The organism is Mycobacterium sp. E342, assembly GCF_001667665.1.
In the GTDB taxonomy this organism is placed as follows: Bacteria; Actinomycetota; Actinomycetes; order Mycobacteriales; family Mycobacteriaceae; genus Mycobacterium.
The window spans coordinates 1-18,783 of record NZ_LZJM01000296.1 but is presented as its reverse complement, the minus strand read 5'-3'; the positions used below and the strand labels follow the sequence as shown (position 1 = coordinate 18,783).

The following is an 18,783-nucleotide window of genomic DNA, read 5'->3' as shown; positions in this document are numbered from 1 at the left end:
CCAGGCTAGTACCAATCCAGCGAGGGAGTCAAGCGCCCGGGGTGTCGGCCGCCTGGTGTGGCGACCGCCCCTGTGGGGCACTGACTTTGGTTACTCTACCCGCTCGATCTCCGCTCCCAAAATCGCCAGGTTCTCCACGAACAACGGGTAGCCGCGATCGATGTGAAAGACGTCGTGAACCTCGGTGTCACCGTCGGCGACGAGCCCCGCCAACACCAGGCCCGCACCGGCCCGAATGTCCGAACACCACACCGGGGCGCTCGACAATTGCGGCAGGCCTCGCACGACTGCGTGGTGACCGTCGGTCCGGGCGTCCGCGCCCAACCGGATCATCTCTTCGACAAAGCGGAAACGGGCCTCGAAAACGTTCTCCGTGATCATCGAGGTGCCGTCGGCGATCGACGCCAGGGCGATCGCCATCGGCTGCAGATCCGTCGGGAACCCGGGGAACGGCAGGGTCGCCACGTTGACGGCCTTGGGGCGTTCGTACTGGGTGATCCGAAAGCTGTTGTCCGTCTGGGTGACGGTCGCGCCGGCGTCGTGCAGCTTGTGCAGCACCACCTGGAGGTGGGCCGGGTCGACGCCGGTCACCGAGATGTCTCCCCGGGTCATCGCGGCGGCGATGCCCCAGGTGGCGGCAACGATGCGATCCCCGATCACCCGGTGCTCGGTCGGGTACAGCCGCGGGACCCCGGTGATGGTCATGGTCGACGAGCCGGCACCCTCGACCTGCGCACCCATCTGGTTCAACATGGTGCACAGGTCCACGACGTCGGGTTCGCGCGCCGCATTGTGGATCGTGGTGACGCCCTCGGCCAGCACGGCGGCCATGAGGATGTTCTCCGTGGCCCCCACCGAGGGAAACTCGAGCTGGATCTCCGCGCCGCGCAAGGTATCGGCGTGCGCGACGACGCAACCGTGTTCGATGTTGCACTGGGCGCCCAGCTGGCGCAGGCCCGCCTGATGCATGTCCAGCGGACGGGAACCGATCGCGTCACCGCCGGGCAGCGCGACCCTGGCCCGCTTGCACCGTCCGACCAGCGGCCCGAGCACGCAGACCGACGCCCGGAACTGTCGCACCGCCGCGAAGTCGGCGTCGTATTTCGGCTCGTCGGGTGAGGTGATGCGGGCGACGTCGCCGTCGAGTTCGACGGTGGCTCCCAGGCCGCGCAAGACCTCGGCCATCAACGGCACATCGAGGATGTCGGGGCAGTTGGTGATGGTGCTGGTGCCCTCGGCCAGCAGCGTCGCGGCCATCAGCTTGAGCACGCTGTTCTTGGCGCCCCCCACTGCGACTTCGCCGGACAACCGGTTGCCGCCGGTCACCACGAATCGCTCAGCCACCCGCGTCAGTCTAGTGAAGCGGTATCGGGTTGTCAGTCAGCCCGCTTGACGACGATGCGCTCCGTGGCGCGGAGTGAGGTGGGGGCGCCCCCCCAGCCGCGAAGCGGCGAGGGGTCAGCCGAGGCCCGGCGCTCTCGCGAGCCGCAGTACCGTTTTCGTCATGGCGATACACCTGACCCGCATCTATACGCGAACCGGTGACGACGGCACGACGGGATTGAGTGATTTCTCGCGGGTCTCCAAGAACGACCCCCGCCTGGTCGCCTACGCGGACTGCGACGAGGCCAACTCGGCGATCGGCGTCGCGATCGCCCTCGGCCAGCCCGACCAGGAGATCGCCGGCGTGCTGCGGCAGATCCAGAACGACCTGTTCGACGCCGGCGCGGACCTGTCGACCCCGGTGGTGGAGAACCCCGAATATCCACCGCTGCGGGTCACCCAGCCCTACATCGATCGGCTCGAGGGCTGGTGTGACAAATATAACGAGGACCTGCCGGCGCTGAATTCCTTTGTGCTGCCCGGTGGTTCGCCGCTGTCGGCGCTGTTGCACGTCGCCCGCACCATTGTTCGTCGCGCGGAACGCTCGGCCTGGGCGGCGGTCGAGGCCGCGCCGCAGCAGATCAACGTCCTCCCGGCGAAGTACTTGAACCGCCTGTCGGACCTGCTCTTCATCCTGGCGCGCGCGGCCAATCCCAATGGCGACGTGCTCTGGAAGCCAGGTGGCCAACCCGGCGGCGACGCCGCGCCCCCCGGTTAGCCTGCGGGGCAGGGCCTAAACGCTGCGACGGCGAGCGCGCGGTGACGGGCGCGATTCCAGCCAGGACAAGAACGCGGTCAAAGCGCCCTTGTCGAGCGCGATCTCGTAACCGGTCCGGCGATCCTGCGTCGTGTCGCGCAGCTCCAGCACGACGATCTCGTCGGTCATGATGTCGAATTCATCGCCGCGGGGTGCGCGGCGGGAGACGATCTCCACTCCCCTGCGGCTGAGTCGACGGTCAGGCCACAGCCGCAGACTGGAGAGCCGGTAGAACGCGGCCTCACCGCCGCGGTAACGGATCACGCCGTGGCGCCAGCCGTGGCCCCCGACCGCGGGAATGTCTCGCATGATCCCCGCGGTGCCACCCTGGCGCAGCTTCCACAACCGATAGCTCAGCGCGACGACCGCGCCCGCCAGGACGACGACGAGCACGACCATGCCGATCATGGGCGCGCTCATCGGCGATTAGTCGATCGCGCCGACGGCGCGCAATCTGCCGCGCCCCCGCGCCGCGATGCGCGGGTCGTCGGACTCCGAATCCTCCCTGGCGGCGCTTTCGTCAATCTCCGACTCGAACGCGGCGGATTCGGCCAGAACGGTCACCGACTCCTCGGTGACCGACAGGAACCCGCCTTCGATGGCGACCCGCAGATCGTCGTCGCCTTCGCGTTCCACGCGCACCATCGCGTCGTCGACCAACTGGGCGACGATCGGAATGTGCCGGGGCATGATGCCGATTTCACCGACGGTCGTGCGGGTGAACAAAAACGTCGCCTCACCCGACCAGATCTTCCGGTCTACGGCAACTATCTCAACGTTCAATTCGGCCATGCCACAGAGCCTTTCAGAGCCTTTCGCTCACGCCTTCAGGAATCCAACTTGGCGCCGAAGCCTTCGGCTTTCTTGGCCAAGTCGTCCAGGCCACCGATCAAGAAGAACGCCTGTTCCGGAATGTGGTCAAAGTCGCCCTTGGTCAGGCGGTCGAACGCCTCAATGGTCTCCTTCACCGGCACTGTCGAACCCGGCTGCCCGGTGAACTGCTCGGCGGCCATCATGTTCTGCGACAGGAACCGCTCGATGCGCCGGGCGCGCTGGACCAGCTGCTTGTCCTCCTCGGACAGCTCGTCGATACCGAGGATCGCGATGATGTCTTGAAGATCCTTGTAGCGCTGCAGGATTCGGATGACTTCCTGCGCCACCCGGTAGTGCTCGTCACCGACCACGCTGGGGTCGAGGATCGTCGAGCTCGATGCCAGCGGGTCCACGGCGGGGAAGATGCCCTTGGAGAACACCGAGCGCGACAGCTCGGTGGTGGCGTCCAGGTGCGCGAACGTGGTCGCCGGCGCAGGGTCGGTGTAGTCGTCGGCGGGCACGTAGACCGCCTGCATCGAGGTGATCGAGCGGCCTCGCGTCGAGGTGATGCGCTCCTGCAGCTCACCCATCTCGTCGGCCAGCGTGGGCTGGTATCCCACCGCGGAAGGCATACGGCCGAGCAGCGTCGATACCTCCGACCCGGCCTGGGTGAACCGGAAGATGTTGTCGATGAACAGCAGCACGTCCTGGCCCGCCTCGTCGCGGAACCACTCGGCCATCGTCAGGGCGGAGAGGGCCACGCGCATACGGGTGCCGGGCGGCTCGTCCATCTGGCCGAACACCAGCGCGGTGTCCTTGAGCACGTCGGCTTCCTTGAGCTCGACCCACAGGTCGTTGCCCTCACGGGTGCGCTCGCCCACACCGGCGAAAACCGAAGTGCCACCGAAGTTCCGGGCGATACGGTTGATCATCTCCTGGATGAGCACCGTCTTGCCCACGCCGGCACCGCCGAACAGGGCGATCTTGCCGCCACGCACGTATGGCGTGAGCAGGTCGACGACCTTCAATCCGGTCTCGAGCATCTCGGTGCGGGGCTCGAGCTCTTCGAAGGGAGGCGGTTTGCGGTGAATCGACCAGTGCTCGAACTCCTCACCGTAGCCCGGCTTGTCCAGGCAGTCACCCAGCGCGTTGAAGACGTGACCCTTGACCTCCTGGCCGACCGGCACGGAGATCGGCTTGCCGCTGTCCGTCACCTCGACGCCGCGGACCAGCCCGTCGGTGGGCTGCAGCGAAATGGTGCGCACCAGGTTGTCGCCGAGGTGTTGCGCGACCTCCAGGGTGAGGGTCTTCTTGAGCTCCTCGAACGTGATCTCGGCGTTAAGCGCGTTGAACAGCTCCGGCACGGAACCGCGCGGGAACTCGACGTCGACCACAGGACCGGTGATTCGCACCACGCGGCCGCTGGTCTCGGAGTTCGTGGCCTTGTCGGCCTTTTCTGTCGTTCCAGTAGTAGCAGCCATATGTTTTCTCTTCCTCGTGTGCTACTTAGCGTCGGCGAGCGCGTTTGCGCCGCCGACGATTTCGCTGATCTCTTGGGTGATCTGGGCCTGGCGCTCGCGGTTGGCCATCAGCGTGAGCTCTTTGATCAGGTCGTCCGCGTTGTCGGTTGCCGACTTCATCGCTCGTTGACGCGAAGCGAGCTCCGACGCCGCCGATTCGAGCAGCGCGGCGTAGACGCGGGTCGTCACGTAACGCGGCAGCAGCGACTCGAAAAGCGTTGTCGCGTCTGGCTCGAACGAATACAGGGTACGTACTTCCGGCGGTTCCTCGACGTACTCGACCACCATGGGAGCGATCCGGTGAGCGACCGCCGCCTGCGACATCATCGACTTGAACTCCGAGTAGACGACGTGCAGTTCGTCGACGCCCTGGTCGTCCTGCGACTCGTCGCCGGTGCCCTTCATGAAGGCGTCGACCAGTGTCGAAGCGATCTCGGCGGCGTTCTCGTACTGAGGTTGCTCGGAGAAGCCCGTCCACGAGTCGGTGATGTCCCAGTTGCGGAACTTGAAGTAGTTCAGCGCCTTCCGGCCGACCGTGTACACGACCGGCGTCTTACCTTCCTCCCGCAGCAGGGAGAACAGCTCCTCGGACCGACGGAAGATGCTGGAGTTGTAGGCGCCGCACAGACCACGGTCGGAGGACACCACCAGGACGCCGGCCCGCTTGGGTTCTTCCCGTTCGACCAACAGGGGGTGATCCAGCGCGGCTTCGGACGACAGCGTGGTCAGCATCGCCGTGATCTGAAATGCGTAGGGCCTGGCGGCTTCCAGCCGGGCTTGCGCCTTTCCGATGCGCGATGTCGCGATCATCTCCTGCGCCTTGGTGATCTTTTTGATCGACCCCGCCGAGCGGATCCGGCCGCGTAATTCGCGAAGTGTGGCAGCCATGGGTTGCTACTTCTTCTCTTTCTTTGCCTTCTTCTCCGGCGCCGGCTTCTTCACCTTCACCGATTCCTTCCCGAGGTCTTCTTCGTCCAGCGGCTCGACGTGTTCGTCGGGCACGACCGATCCGCCGCCGGTGGCTGCGAAGCCCTTCTTGAAGTTGTTGATGATGTCGGTCAGCTGCTTTTCGGCCTCTTCGGGAAGCTTTCCGCTGTCGCGGACACCGGCCAGGAACTTCTCCTCGGACGCGCGCATGTGGTCGAGCAGCTCGGTTTCGAAACGCCTGACGTCCTCGACGGGCACGGAGTCCAGGTGACCCCCGGTACCCAGGAAGATCGAAACCACCTGCTCCTCAACCGGCATGGGCTGGTATTGCGGTTGCTTGAGCAGTTCGACGAGCCGCTCACCCCGCTCCAGCTGCGCCTTGGAGGTGGCGTCCAGGTCCGAAGCGAAGGCGGCAAACGATTCCAGTTCGCGGTACTGCGACAGGTCCAGACGCAGCGAGCCTGCCACCTCTTTCATGGCCTTGATCTGTGCCGCACCACCCACGCGGGACACCGACACACCGACGTTGATGGCGGGCCGCACCCCCTGGTTGAACAGGTCGGACTCCAGGAAGCACTGCCCGTCGGTGATCGAGATGACGTTGGTCGGGATGTAGGCCGAGATGTCGTTGGCCTTGGTCTCGATGATCGGCAGGCCGGTCAGCGAGCCGCCACCGAGTTCGTCGGAGAGCTTTGCGCAGCGCTCCAGCAGCCGCGAGTGCAGGTAGAAAACGTCGCCGGGGTAGGCCTCGCGGCCCGGCGGGCGGCGCAGCAGCAGCGAGATCGCGCGGTACGCCTCGGCCTGCTTGCTCAGGTCGTCGAAGACGATCAGTACGTGCTTGCCGTCGTACATCCAGTGCTGGGCGATCGCCGAACCGGTATATGGCGCAAGCCATTTGAAGCCTGCCGAGTCCGATGCCGGGGCCGCGACGATGGTGGTGTAGTCCATAGCGCCGCCCTCTTCGAGCGCTCGCCGGACCGACGCGATCGTGGTGCCCTTCTGCCCGATCGCGACGTACACGCAGCGGACCTGCTTTTTCTCGTCGCCGCTCTCCCAGTTCTCCCGCTGGTTGAGGATGGTGTCGACGCACACAGCGGTCTTGCCGGTCTTCCGGTCGCCAATGATCAGCTGCCGCTGGCCTCGACCGATCGGGGTCATCGCGTCGATGGCTTTGATGCCGGTCTGCAGCGGCTCGCTCACGCTCTGCCGCTGCACCACCGACGGAGCCTGGATCTCCAGCGCGCGGCGGATGTCGGTGTCGATGTCCCCCCGACCGTCGATGGGCTGGCCGAGCGGATTGACCACGCGCCCCAGGAAGGCGTCGCCGACCGGGACGGACAGGACCTCCCCGGTGCGCTTGACCTGTTGACCCTCTTCGATTTTCTCGAAGTCACCCAGGATCACCGCGCCGACGCTGTGTTCGTCGAGGTTCAGGGCGACGCCGAGAACCCCGCCCGGAAACTCGAGCAGCTCCTGCGTCATGACGGAGGGCAAGCCTTCGACGTGCGCGATGCCGTCCCCGGCCTCGACGACGGTACCGACCTCTTCACGTGAGGTGTCGGAGGTGAAAGAGCCTACATACTCCTCGATGGCGCTTTGGATGTCATCAGCGGAGATTGTCAACTCGGCCATGGCTTTTCGTCTTCCTACTTGATCTTGGTTCGCGTGTGCTTGTGATGAATGGTTGGTGTCAGTCGGGCAGTTGCGCCTGGGCTGCCGTAAGGCGCGAAGCGAGTGTCCCGTCAATCACTTCGTCCGCCACGGAGATGAGCAGGCCGCCCAGCAGTTCATCGGAGATCTGCAGCTGCACCGTCACCGGGTGGCCGTAGATGCGGCCGAGCACGTCGGTGAGGCGAGACCGCTGAGCATCGCTGAGCTCGGCCGCCGCACCGACCTGTGCGACGATCTCGCCGCGACGTGCCACCGCGACCTTCGCCAGGAACTGGACGGCCTCCTCGGCCGACTCGCCTCTGAGCAGTTGGACGGTCTGCGTCAGCAGCGCCTGCACGATCGGATTGACTGTGTCGCTCGCGCTGTCAAGCACCTTGCGCAGCAAGCCGATTCGGCCTTCCACCGGGACGCCGTAGTCGCCCAGCAGGATGGCGAGCCGCGGCTGCGAGTCCAGGATGCGGGAGAACCGGAACAACTGCTCTTCGACTTCGTCGACCTTGTTCTCACGTTCGGCGACTTCGAGCAGCGCCTGCCGCGAGATGTGCTCGATGGCGGCGCCCAGGTCGGAGTTGGCCGACCAACGCTCCGAGACGGCCAGCCGCAAGACGTCGAGCGTGGCGTCGGCGACCTTGCCGGAGACCAACCGCTCGATCAACCGGACCCGCGGCGCCGCATCCTCGGCGGGCACCGTCAGATACCGGGTGACGACGATCTCGCGGTCCAGCATTTCGGCTACCGAAACAAGCTCGGCTGACAGATCGGAAAGGGCTTTGTTGTCAAGGCCTTTGGCGATGTCACTGAACCGCTCCGACAGCCCCGCCACCGCCGCGCGACTGGCGGAGCGCATCTTCGCCATCAGCGGGTATTGAACCTCCGCGGGCGCAGGGGCCATCGCTTCGAGGTCGTCCAGGAATCGGTCGACGGTGGCCGATTGCTGCGCCGGCCCGGCGACGTAGTTGCGCACCAATTCGCCGGCCTGCCGCACCGCTTCGTGGCCGAGCTCCAGGCGAAGCTGGCGGCTCAGTTGCGTACGCAGCAGGTCGACCTGGCGGCCGCCTTGGACGGTGATGCGCTCGGACTCGACCTCGGACTGGGCCCGGAACTGCTCGGCGATGCGGCCCGCGTCCGTTTGGGCCTCCTCGACGAGCCGTTCGGCTTCGACCTTGGCGGATTCCACGGCCTTGCTGTGGGCCGTGGTCGACTCACTCAGCCGATCGGCCGCCGCCGCAGAGTCTTTCAACTGCTGGCGGACGGCGTCTTGGCGAGCGGCCATCAGACGGCGCACCGGGGGCACGACGTACCGCACGACCAAGAAGACGATGGCCGCGAAACCGATCAACTGCCCGATGAAAGTCGACATACGCGCTTACCGCCCAGACTTACCGGTGGCCGCGGTGGCCGGAGCCACCTCTACACCGAGGATCCGGCTGGCCAGCGTCGCCGACATGGCCGCCACATTGGCGCGCAGATCCAGCTCCACGGCGTCTCTCTCCCGCTTCAATTGCTCGGAGGCCATTTGCAACGTCGACATCACCTGCTGCTCCGCCCGGGCGCGCGCGTCTTCGACCAGCTTACGGCCCTCGGCGCGGGCATTGTCGCGCAATGACGACGCCTGAACCCGCGCTTCCGTCAGGGCTTCTTCGTAGTCGGCCTTGGCGGCGTCGAACTGCTCGCCGGCCTTCTTGTTGTCGGCGACCGTCTTGGCGACCATGGCGTCACGCTCGCGCAACACCCGCATGACCGGCGGCACGACGAACGTGCCGATGACGGCCAGCACGATCAAGAAGATCGCCAGCACGAAGAAGAAAGTGCCGTTCGGAACGAGGAAGTTGTTGCCTCCCTCGGCCAGCACCTGGCTGGATGCCAGAACGCTCAGGTTCGCGTCACCCATCACAGCGAATTAGGTGCCGACGGGTGTGGCGAAGACGAACAGCGCCATGAACGCCAGGTTGATGAAGTAGGCCGCCTCGACCAGACCGACGGTGATGAAGAACGGCGTGAACAGCCGGCCTTGTGCCTCGGGTTGCCGGGCGATGCCGGAGACCAGCGCGTTACCGGCGATACCGTCACCGATACCGGCGCCGATCGCGCCGCCGCCCATGATGAGTCCACCGCCGATGAGCGCAGCGGCAGCGACTTGGGGGTCCAGAGCCATTCTTATCCTCCTTGATAGCTGGTAGCGGTCTACCAGGCCTCTGTAATGGTGCGTGGGACAAAGCAATTCGTGATGGTCTCAGTCATGGTGTTCCTCGATCTCCATGGCTTGGCTGAAGTAGAGGATGGTCAAGATCGAGAAGATGAACGCCTGGATCGCCCCGACGAACAGGTCGAAGGCCTTCCAGATGGCGTTGGGTGCCCACATGATGTATGGCGGGAAGAGCGCGATCAATGCGACCAGGATGCCGCCCGCGAAGATGTTGCCGAAAAGTCGGAGCGACAACGAGATCGGCTTGGCCAGTTCTTCGACGAGGTTGATCGGCGCCAAGAACGCGACGTGACCTTTGAGCACCGCGAGCGGGTGTCCGACGATGCCGCGGCGCCAGATGCCGGCCACGTGATAGCAGACGAAGACGAAGAGGGCCAGCGCCAGGACGTAATTGATGTCGGCGGCCGCCGACTTCAGTAGCTCGGTGGTGTGCCCGGACTTGTCGGTGTACTGCAGCGGCAGCACCGACAGCCAGTTGGAGATCAGGATGAACACGAAGATCGTGACGGCCAGTGGCAACACGAACGGCGCGATCCGCATCCCGATCGCGCTTTCGATCTGGTCGCGCATCTGGACGGTGATGGCCTCCCAGAACAGCTGCACGCCACTGGGAACGCCGGTGGAGGTGATCTTCGCGCGCAGGAAGAAGGCCAGCGCGAGCACGATCACCGCCGCGATCGCGGTGGACAGGATCGTGTCCGTATTCACCGTCATGCCCAGCCACGTGGCGTGGGTGTGCTCGCCGACCTCGATGGCGGATTCGGCCAGGAACGTCGTCTCAGTCATCGTTGCTGTTCTTTCCTTCCGTTCCGTCCGATCCCGCGATCACGCCGCCTCCGTCCGCGGGATGGGCCTCCGCCCAGTCGCCGGCGCGCAGCTTCTTCCAAACCGGAAGCGCCGTCGACGCCACCAACAAGACCTGGAAAAGCGCCAATCCGAACACGACGCCCAGGCCGGCGGGCCGGAAGACGTAGGCGATGATCAGCCCGATGACGGTGATGATGGCCAGCCGGGTGGCCGAGTTGAGCGCCATCGTGCTTTTCAGCGGATGTTCCTTCGCGGTGATCGACGCGACCGAGCGACGCACCAAGAGGGCGTTGAGCAAACCGAGCAGCAACCCGACGCCGAAGAATACCCCGGCCATCGGGTGACCGGTCATGCTGGCGGCGATGACTGCCACCGCGGTGACGGCAATGCTGAGAACCAACAGGCGGACCGGGCGGAACGCAACAGAGGGAAACACCAACGGCGCGTCCTGCGCTGGTGTCGTCACTGCAGCACCTCAATCCCAAGTTGATGGAGCGGGAGTCCCCCGACCGACTGATCGGTGGCCCGCCGAGCGTATCGCACGTCACAGTGGAATCGCCCAAGGGGTATCTCCCGGCGCGAGTCCTCAGCCGACCCGACCGGATCTGTGTCCGATGGACCGGCAATTTGTGCGGCTTTTTGGGGCTCTACCTGCACCGTACCATATCGAAAGGCACCCCTACTACTAGCTGTCGTAGTCCTCGTCGTCGTACTCGTCGCGCCGGCGTATGAGCGGGATCGCCGTCGCGATGCCGGCGATCACGATGGCGCCCAGCATCACCGCCGCGGTGTGGCGGGGATTGAAGAAGATGGTGCTGGCGGCGCCGAAGGCGACGATGCCCACCCAGAGGTAGATCAGCAACACCACCCGGCGGTGGGAGTGCCCGATCTGCAGCAACCGGTGATGCAGGTGCATCTTGTCGGGGCTGAACGCGCTGCGGCCCGCGCGGGTGCGGCGCACGATCGCCAGCAGCAAATCGAGCATCGGCACGAACATGACGGCGACGACCAGCAGGAACGGCGACAGCAGCGCGAACACGTCGCGCGCGCCATAGGCGTTTTGCGAGACGGGGCCGGCCGCGGTGGTGGAGGCCGCGGCGAGCATCAGGCCGATCAGCATCGAGCCGGAATCACCCATGAAGATCTTGGCGCGGTGAAAGTTGTGCGGCAGGAAGCCCAGACAGGCCCCCGCGAGCACCACGGAGATCACGGCGGGCGGATAGAAAAGGACATCGCCGCCGTGATCGCGCAGCAGTCCGACCGAGAACATGCAGATCGCCAGCGCGGTGATCAGCCCGAGCCCGGCGGCCAGCCCGTCGAGCCCGTCGACGAAGTTCATCGCGTTGACGATGGAGACGGTCAACGCCAGCGTGAGCAGGATCGACGAGGCCTGGTCCAGCACGATGGTGCCGACGCCGCCGATCGGGATGTACAGGACGCTCCAGGCCACGCCCATGGTGACCAACACGCTGGCCGCGGTGATCTGGCCGGCGAACTTCGTCAGGGCGTCGAGCCCCCAACGATCATCGATGAGGCCGATGCCCATGATGACCGCGCCTGCCACCAGCACCGCGGGCATACCCGTCGAGTAGACGAACCCGCGGGTGAGCGCCGGAAGCTGCGACGCCAGGAAGACGGCCGAGACGACGCCGAGAAACATCGCCAACCCCCCCATGCGCGGGGTGGGCGTCACGTGCACGTCGCGTTCCCGCGGATAGGCAACCGCACCGAGCCGGGTGGCGAGCACCCGCACCGGGCCGGTCGCGAAGTAGGTGATGATCGCCGCGGTCAGCCCCACGAGTGCCAGCTCGCGCAGGGGGACGCCGGCGCCCCGGTCAGACAGTGCGAGCAAACCACTGGCAAGGTTCGCTACATCACCGGCCGGGTCGCTGGACACGTCGAGACCGTACTGCACCAACCTGGCAACGGGGGAACCGCTCCGGTCAGGCCTGAACGGTCAGGCTTTCGGGATCGACACCGAGCACTTCCGCGATCCGTTCGGCGCTCACCGGGCCGGGTCGCAGGATCCGCGGGGCGGGTCCGGTCAGGTCGACGATCGTGGAGGCCGCTCGTTGCTCGGCCGTCCCCGCGTCGAGATAGACGTCGACGAGATCGCCGAGTTGACTGCGGGCCTCGTCGGCGTCCACCGCGGGCGGACGACCGGAGACGTTCGCGCTGGAAACGGCCATGGGTCCCACTTCACGCAACAACTCGATGGCCACCGGGTGCAACGGCATCCGCAGCATCACGGTGCCGCGGGCGTCGCCGAGGTCCCATTGCAGCGACGGTGCCTGCGTCACCACCAGGCTCAGCGCGCCCGGCCAGAACGCGCGGATCAGGTCTCGGGCCCCGCCCGGCATGGTGTAGACCAGGCCCTCGATGGTGTGCCAGGAACCGACCAGCACGCCGACCGGCATGTCGCGGCCCCGCCCCTTCGCCGATAGCAGGGCGGCGACCGCGGCGCTGTTGAACGCGTCGGCGCCGATGCCGTAGACGGTGTCGGTCGGCATGACGACCAATCGGCCACCCTTGAGCGCGCCGGCCGCCGAGGCGATCCCGCGGGAACGCTGGCCGGGATCGGAGCAGTCGAAGACCTCTGTCACGCCCGCCCCCGCTTTCTGCGGGCGGTGACGAACCGCGGTCGGCCGGCGAGGTCGCGGCGGGCCAGGACGTCGTCGAAAAGCCCTGTCGTGCGGATTATTTCCACCGCTTGCGACGAGGTGGTGTCGTCATGCTCGACGGCGAAGATGCCGCCCGGGCGAAGCCAGCGGCCGGCCAGGGCGACGACGGGGGCGATCACCGCCATCCCGTCCGGTCCGCCGAACACCGCGTGATGCGGATCGTGTTGAGCGACTTCGGGTTCCACGTCTGCCGCGTCGGGAACATAGGGCGGATTGGCCACCACCACGTCGACCTCGCCGTCCAGTTCGGACAGCAGCGTGGGCTCGGTGGCGTCGGCGCGGATGAATTCGACGGCGGTGCCGGCCGCGTTGCGCCGCGCGTATTGGAGGGCCACGTCGGAGTCGTCGATGCCGATGACCCGCGCATCGGGGTGCTCGTGGGCGAGCGCCACCGCCAATGCACCCGAACCGGTACACAGGTCGACGATGACGGGCCGGGCCGGGAGGCGCTGTCGGGTGGCCCACGCGAGAAGCGCTTCGGTTTCCGGGCGCGGTATGAAGACGCCCGGGCCGACGTGCAGCGTCAGCGGGCCGAACGCGGCCGTGCCGGTGAGGTGCTGCAACGGCACCCGTCGGGAACGCGCGGCCACCACGTCGCGGTAGCGATCGAGGAAATCGTCACCGGCCGACTCGAGCAAGGCCAGCCGACCGCGTTCGGTGCCGGTCAAGTGCGCGGCCAACTCCTCGGCATCCCAACGCGCGGAGTCGATCCCGGCCTCGGCGAGCCGCGCCGCAGCGGAGTCGATCGCGCGCCGCAACGCACTCATGCCTGCTGCAGCCGGGACTGTTTTTCGGCGGCGCTCAGCGCGTCGAACATCGCGTCGAGGTCGCCGTCGAGCACCTGATCGAGATTGTGTGCCTTGAAACCGATCCGGTGGTCGGTGATCCGGTTCTCCGGAAAGTTGTAGGTGCGAATCCGTTCGCTGCGGTCCACGGTCCGGATCTGGCTGGCCCGGTCGGCCGACGCGTCGGCCAGCGCCTGTTCTTCGGCCAGCGCTTGCAGCCGGGCGGCGAGCACCTGCAACGCACGCGCCTTGTTCTGCAGCTGCGAGCGTTCGTTCTGGCAGGTGACCACGATGCCGGTGGGCAGATGTGTGATCCGCACCGCGGAGTCGGTGGTGTTCACCCCCTGCCCGCCCTTGCCGGACGAACGGTATACGTCGATGCGCAGATCCGACTCGTCGATCTGTACCTCGCCCACTTCCTCCGGTTCGGGATAGACGAGGACCCCGGCGGCCGAAGTGTGAACGCGCCCTTGGGATTCCGTCACCGGGACGCGCTGAACCCGATGCACCCCGCCCTCGAACTTCATCCGGGACCACACGCCGTCGGGCGAGTCGCCCTTGCTGGCAATGGACAGCGTCGCATCCTTGTAGCCACCGAGGTCCGACGTCGTTTCATCCAGCACCGTCACCGTCCAGCCGTGCCGCTCGGCATAACGGATGTACATCCGGGCCAGATCCGCCGCGAACAACGCCGATTCCTCGCCGCCCTCACCCGATTTGACTTCGAGCACGATGTCGTCGGGATCGTGCGGGTCGCGGGGGGCCAGCATGTCGGTCAATTGGGTGTCCAGTTCGGCGACCCGTGACTGAAGTTCGGTGACCTCCTCGGCGAACGAGTCGTCGTCGGCGGCCAGCTCACGCGCGGCCTCCAGGTCGCCGCGCGCCGACTCCAGCTTGCGGTAGGTGGCGACGATGGGAGCCAGCCTGGCGAAGCGGCGGCCGGCTTTGCGCGCCTCGACGGGGTTGCTGTGCAGGTCGGGATCGGCCAGCCGTCGCTCGAGCTCGGCGTGCTCGGCCAGCAGCACATCAATCGTCTGCACCGACTGCGTCACGTGTCACCTCCTGCCCGGTCCGCTCCCGCGTTCCCATTGCCGCAAACGCAAACCGACGCCCGGCCTGTGCTCGCTGGCACAGTTCGGGCGTCGGCAACGCAGCTATTTGTCGGTGTTGTCCGCCGCGGCGCCTTTGCGCTTGCCGTAACGCTTCTCGAAGCGGGCCACCCGGCCGCCGCTGTCCAGAATCTTCTGCTTGCCGGTGTAGAACGGGTGGCACTGCGAGCACACCTCGACGACGACGTTGCCGCCGGGCTTGGTGCTGCGGGTCTGGAACGTGTTTCCGCACCCGCAGTGCACGGTGGTCTCCGCGTAAGCGGGGTGAATGTCAGATTTCATGCTGTCCTCTTCGATCTTGTCGAGCACCGATTATGCCAGGTCAACCGTTGCTCTCCCAAAACAACGGGGTACCCGTCGGCATTCCCGGCGCTTGGGTTGCGTCGAAACGTAAACCATGGCGGCGTCAGCCGGCGTGTCGCGTACGTGGTTTATGTGTCGCGGCGACGATGCGGGGGGAACCTGGTTCGGCTAGTCGTTGTCCATGGATCCGGGTGTGGTCTTGGAGACCTGCACCAGGAACTCGTAGTTCGTCTTCGTCTTGCGCAACTGCGACATCAGCAAGTCGATGGCCTGGTGCGAATCCAGACCCGACAGCACCCGGCGCAGCTTGTGCACGATGCCGAACTCGTCGGGCGACAGCAGCAGCTCATCCTTACGGGTGCCGGAGGGGTTGACGTCGACCGCCGGGAAGACCCGCCGCTCGGAGATCTTGCGGTCCAGCTTGAGCTCGGCGTTACCGGTGCCCTTGAACTCCTCGAAGATGACCGTGTCACCGGTGGATCCGGTCTCGACCATCGCCGTGGCGATGATCGTCAGCGACCCGCCTTCCTCGATGTTTCGCGCCGCACCCAGGAATCGCTTCGGCGGGTACAGGGCGGTGGAGTCGACACCACCGGACAGGATCCGGCCCGATGCGGGCGACGCGTTGTTGTAGGCGCGGCCCAGACGGGTGATCGAGTCGAGCAGCACCACGACGTCTTTGCCCTGCTCGACGAGCCGCTTGGCGCGCTCGATGGCCAGCTCGGCGACGGCCGTGTGGTCCGTAGGCGGCCGGTCGAATGTCGAGGCGATGACCTCGCCCTTGACGGAGCGCGTCATGTCGGTGACTTCCTCGGGGCGCTCGTCGACGAGCACGACCATGAGGTGGCATTCGGGATTGTTCTTGGTGATCGCGTTGGCGATGTCCTGCAGGATCGTCGTCTTACCCGCTTTGGGCGGTGACACGATCAGGGCGCGCTGACCCTTACCGATCGGCATGATCAGGTCGATGACCCGCGTGGTCAACCGGTCGGGCGTGGTCTCCAGGCGAAGCCGCTGGTTGGGGTAGAGCGGCGTCAGTTTGGAAAAATCGGGCCGCTTCTTCGCGTCCTCGACCGGACCGCCGTTGACGCTGTCCAGGCGGACCAGCGGGTTGAACTTCTGACGCTGGTTGGGCTGTTCGCCGTCCTTGGGCACGCGAACCGCGCCGGTCACCGCGTCACCACGGCGCAGGCCGTTTTTGCGCACCATGTTCATGGACACGTAGACGTCGTGCGGACCGGCCAGGTAACCGGAGGTGCGGACGAACGCGTAATTGTCGAGCACGTCAAGGATGCCGGCGACCGGCTGCACGACGTCGTCCTCACGAAGTTCGGTGTCGCCGCCCTCGCCGGACCGCTCACCGCGCCGCCTGCGATCGCGGTCGCGGAAGCGGCGGCCGCGCCTGCCTCCACGGCCCTCGCCGTCGTCGTCCTGCTGGTTGGAGCCGCCACGAGACTGCTGGCCGCCCGAGCCCTGCTGATCACCGCTTTGATCACTGCCTGAGTCTTGGCCGCGCTCGTCGCTCTGGTTGTCGCGCTTGCCGCCCTGGCGGGTGTGGTCCTCACCGGTCGCATTGGCCTCGCGGTTGCGTGAGCGCTCGCCATCCGCCTCGTCACCGGTGCGGGCTGATCCCGGCTCGCGGGAGGCGCTGCGCCGTTCACGGCGGGGCTGCTCAGTTGTCGAACCGTTCTGGTGGTCCTCGCCGACCGGTGCGTCAGCACTGGCGGCGTCGGATTTGCCGCCGTCCTCGGGGGCGGCAGGGGCAGACGTCCCGTTGGACTGCCCCCTGATTTCCTTTATGGCGGCGATGAGTTCGTTCTTGCGCATGCCCGACGTCCCCTTGACGCCGACCTGGTTAGCCAGCGCGCGCAGTTCGGGAAGCACCATGGTCGACAGAGAGCCAACCGGGGCATTGGTTTTGACGTCGGATGTGTCCGGGGTCACGGCGTTCGGCACGTCATTGCTGTCGGTGCTCGCGTCAGCCGTGAACAGGTCCGTATCGGTCACGGATTTCCTTTCTTCCCCCGTTGATCAGGTCATTCGGGGGGTTCGTTGCATTCAGCCAAATTTGCCGAGTGCACCCAATCATCGACTCTGCAACGGTGATCGCCTCAGTCGGCGGAGTAAGCGGCGAACCTCGTTCACGAGAAGAATTGGTGTTGTCCTAGCGGCAACGCAGTATTGATGCAGATGCAGATGCTGCAATTGCTGGACGCGTCCGAGGATAGCCCGCATCTTTGTCGGAAGCAAGCAAACCCTCCGGCCACGCTGTGGATCAACCGGGGACTGTGACTCCCGGGCTCCAGCGAACTCGTTCGCCGGCGGTCATCTCAGCGAGGGCAAATCCGTTCGCGGCCCCGTACTCCACCACGTCCGCGGGCAACTCCGGCTCCGTGCTCAGCGCGATCAGCGCCGGGCCTGCCCCCGAAAGCGTCGCTGCCACGTTATTACGCCGCAACAGCCGCAAATATTCCGCGGAGGCCGGCATCGCCGGCGCGCGCTGCGGTTGGTGGAGCAGATCCTCGGTGGCCGGCATGAGCAGGTCCGGGCGTTCGGTGAGCGCTACCACCAGCAGGGCCGCGCGGCTGACGTTGAACCGGGCATCGTCATGACTCACCTGAGCGGGCAGCAGCACCCGCGTCTCGGCGGTCAGGGAGCGCTCTTGGGGTATCGCGCAGTACAGACGGATGTCGGGGTGGAGCCGCACCGACACTGCCGAGTAGCGGGGCCGCTCACCGGAGCGATCGATCCAGGAGACCACCGCACCGCCGAGCACCGCGGCGGCGGCGTTGTCGGGATGACCCTCGAACTCCGAAGACAGCTGAATTAGCTGCGCGTCGCTCAACGGCTTCGAATCCGCCTGTGTCACAAGGCCATTCGCTGCTGCCAGGCCGCCAACCACGGCGGCCGCGGACGAGCCGAGGCCGCGGGAGTGCGGGATGGCGTTGCGGCAGCGGACCACCAGCCCTGACGCGCGCACGCCCGCGGCGCGCAGCCCGCATTCGACGGCGCGCACCACCAAGTGTTCGGGGCCGCGCGGCACCTGCCCGGCACCCTCCCCCTCGACCAGCACCACCAGGCCCGAATCCGTTGTCTCCAGGACGATCTCATCGCTGAGACTCAATGCCAGGCCGAGGCTGTCGAAACCGGGACCAAGGTTGGCGCTGGAGGCCGACACCACGGCGCTCGCAACCAGCCCGGCGGGCAGCATCTGGGACGTCATTTCTCAGGCCAGCCCCAGCTTTTCGACGACGAGCACCGGATCAACCGGCAGCGGGGACACGGTCGGCATGTCCCTCAGCGCGGTGTCGGGATCCTTGAGGCCGTTGCCGGTGACCGTGCACACCACGGTCGAGCCGCGCGCCACCCAACCGTCGTCAACCGCCTTGAGCAGACCCGCGATGCTGGCTGCGGATGCGGGCTCGACGAAGACGCCTTCGCTCTCGGCCACCAGGTGGTACGCGGCGAGGATCTCCTCGTCGGTGGCGGCCAGGAAGCGCCCGTTGGACTGCTGCTGCGCGTTGACCGCGGCGGCCCACGATGCGGGCGCACCGATGCGGATAGCGGTCGCGATCGTCTCGGGGTGGCGGACCGGGGTGCCGTGCACCAGTGGCGCCGCGCCGGCCGCCTGGGTGCCGAGCATGCGGGGCAGCTTGTCGATGACTCCGTCGTGGTGATATTCGGTGTAGCCCTTCCAGTACGCGGTGATGTTGCCCGCGTTGCCCACAGGAAGGGCGTGCACGTCCGGCGCGGCGCCCAGCGCGTCGACGATCTCGAACGCCGCCGTCTTCTGGCCCTCGATGCGCACCGGGTTGACCGAG

General features: G+C 66.4%; 20 protein-coding genes. 1 reads left to right on the top strand and 19 read right to left on the bottom strand.

Annotated elements, in window-relative coordinates; translation table 11 throughout:
- Positions 1 to 90: 90 nt before the first annotated feature.
- Positions 91 to 1,344: a UDP-N-acetylglucosamine 1-carboxyvinyltransferase gene (gene murA, locus A5692_RS24480; protein ID WP_067924781.1), complete on the bottom strand. Its 1,254-nt coding sequence runs from the start codon at positions 1,342 to 1,344 to the stop codon at positions 91 to 93.
- A 160-nt stretch (positions 1,345 to 1,504) separates the two neighbouring features.
- On the opposite strand from murA, the gene A5692_RS24475 reads away from it, so the two are divergent.
- Positions 1,505 to 2,101 carry a cob(I)yrinic acid a,c-diamide adenosyltransferase gene (locus A5692_RS24475; RefSeq protein ID WP_068061147.1) on the top strand — a complete coding sequence of 199 codons (597 nt, stop codon included), beginning with the start codon at positions 1,505 to 1,507 and terminating at the stop codon, positions 2,099 to 2,101.
- 15 nt (positions 2,102 to 2,116) lie between these two features.
- Here A5692_RS24475 and A5692_RS24470 read toward each other — a convergent pair whose 3' ends face one another.
- From A5692_RS24470 to A5692_RS24385, 18 genes are all read right to left on the bottom strand, one after another.
- Positions 2,117 to 2,560 carry a DUF2550 domain-containing protein gene (locus A5692_RS24470; protein ID WP_067924787.1) on the bottom strand — a complete coding sequence of 148 codons (444 nt, stop codon included), beginning with the start codon at positions 2,558 to 2,560 and terminating at the stop codon, positions 2,117 to 2,119.
- Between the two features lie 6 nt (positions 2,561 to 2,566).
- A complete protein-coding gene (locus tag A5692_RS24465) occupies positions 2,567 to 2,932 on the bottom strand; it encodes a F0F1 ATP synthase subunit epsilon (RefSeq protein ID WP_067924789.1) in 366 nt (121 codons plus the stop codon).
- A gap of 35 nt (positions 2,933 to 2,967) precedes the next feature.
- Entirely contained in the window at positions 2,968 to 4,434 is a 1,467-nt protein-coding gene (gene atpD, locus A5692_RS24460; protein ID WP_068061145.1) for a F0F1 ATP synthase subunit beta, read from the bottom strand.
- 21 nt (positions 4,435 to 4,455) lie between these two features.
- Positions 4,456 to 5,361: a F0F1 ATP synthase subunit gamma gene (locus A5692_RS24455; RefSeq protein WP_068061143.1), complete on the bottom strand. Its 906-nt coding sequence runs from the start codon at positions 5,359 to 5,361 to the stop codon at positions 4,456 to 4,458.
- A 6-nt stretch (positions 5,362 to 5,367) separates the two neighbouring features.
- Entirely contained in the window at positions 5,368 to 7,032 is a 1,665-nt protein-coding gene (atpA, locus tag A5692_RS24450) for a F0F1 ATP synthase subunit alpha (RefSeq protein ID WP_068061137.1), read from the bottom strand.
- A gap of 58 nt (positions 7,033 to 7,090) precedes the next feature.
- Positions 7,091 to 8,431 (bottom strand): F0F1 ATP synthase subunit B/delta, encoded by a 1,341-nt coding sequence (locus tag A5692_RS24445; RefSeq protein WP_068061134.1) that lies wholly within the window; start codon positions 8,429 to 8,431, stop codon positions 7,091 to 7,093.
- Positions 8,432 to 8,437: 6 nt separating this feature from the next.
- On the bottom strand, positions 8,438 to 8,962 hold the full coding sequence (locus tag A5692_RS24440) for a F0F1 ATP synthase subunit B (protein ID WP_068061131.1): 525 nt from the start codon (positions 8,960 to 8,962) through the stop codon (positions 8,438 to 8,440).
- 9 nt (positions 8,963 to 8,971) lie between these two features.
- Positions 8,972 to 9,220: a F0F1 ATP synthase subunit C gene (locus A5692_RS24435; RefSeq protein ID WP_024636915.1), complete on the bottom strand. Its 249-nt coding sequence runs from the start codon at positions 9,218 to 9,220 to the stop codon at positions 8,972 to 8,974.
- A gap of 84 nt (positions 9,221 to 9,304) precedes the next feature.
- Positions 9,305 to 10,063, bottom strand: a complete 759-nt coding sequence (gene atpB, locus A5692_RS24430) for a F0F1 ATP synthase subunit A (protein ID WP_067920855.1) — start codon at positions 10,061 to 10,063, stop codon at positions 9,305 to 9,307.
- A complete protein-coding gene (locus A5692_RS24425; RefSeq protein ID WP_068061128.1) occupies positions 10,056 to 10,550 on the bottom strand; it encodes an ATP synthase subunit I in 495 nt (164 codons plus the stop codon). Before A5692_RS24425 ends, atpB begins: the two co-directional genes overlap by 8 nt.
- 219 nt (positions 10,551 to 10,769) lie before the next feature.
- Positions 10,770 to 11,999, bottom strand: a complete 1,230-nt coding sequence (locus A5692_RS24420; RefSeq protein ID WP_068061125.1) for a glycosyltransferase family 4 protein — start codon at positions 11,997 to 11,999, stop codon at positions 10,770 to 10,772.
- 28 nt (positions 12,000 to 12,027) lie between these two features.
- The gene (locus tag A5692_RS24415) at positions 12,028 to 12,687 is read right to left on the bottom strand and encodes an L-threonylcarbamoyladenylate synthase (RefSeq protein ID WP_068061122.1); all 660 of its coding nucleotides are present in this window, start codon (positions 12,685 to 12,687) and stop codon (positions 12,028 to 12,030) included.
- Positions 12,684 to 13,532, bottom strand: coding sequence for a peptide chain release factor N(5)-glutamine methyltransferase (gene prmC / locus A5692_RS24410; RefSeq protein WP_068061119.1), 849 nt, complete (start codon positions 13,530 to 13,532; stop codon positions 12,684 to 12,686). Before prmC ends, A5692_RS24415 begins: the two co-directional genes overlap by 4 nt.
- Entirely contained in the window at positions 13,529 to 14,602 is a 1,074-nt protein-coding gene (prfA, locus tag A5692_RS24405) for a peptide chain release factor 1 (protein WP_068061116.1), read from the bottom strand. The genes prmC and prfA overlap by 4 nt, the downstream gene beginning before the upstream one ends.
- Before the next feature lie 102 nt (positions 14,603 to 14,704).
- A complete protein-coding gene (rpmE, locus tag A5692_RS24400) occupies positions 14,705 to 14,941 on the bottom strand; it encodes a 50S ribosomal protein L31 (protein ID WP_068061257.1) in 237 nt (78 codons plus the stop codon).
- A 189-nt stretch (positions 14,942 to 15,130) separates the two neighbouring features.
- A complete protein-coding gene (gene rho / locus A5692_RS24395; protein ID WP_068061112.1) occupies positions 15,131 to 16,969 on the bottom strand; it encodes a transcription termination factor Rho in 1,839 nt (612 codons plus the stop codon).
- 268 nt (positions 16,970 to 17,237) lie between these two features.
- On the bottom strand, positions 17,238 to 18,185 hold the full coding sequence (gene thrB, locus A5692_RS24390) for a homoserine kinase (protein ID WP_156766252.1): 948 nt from the start codon (positions 18,183 to 18,185) through the stop codon (positions 17,238 to 17,240).
- Between the two features lie 3 nt (positions 18,186 to 18,188).
- On the bottom strand, positions 18,189 to 18,783 hold a 595-nt coding region (locus A5692_RS24385), incomplete at its 5' end, for a pyridoxal-phosphate dependent enzyme (protein ID WP_156766251.1).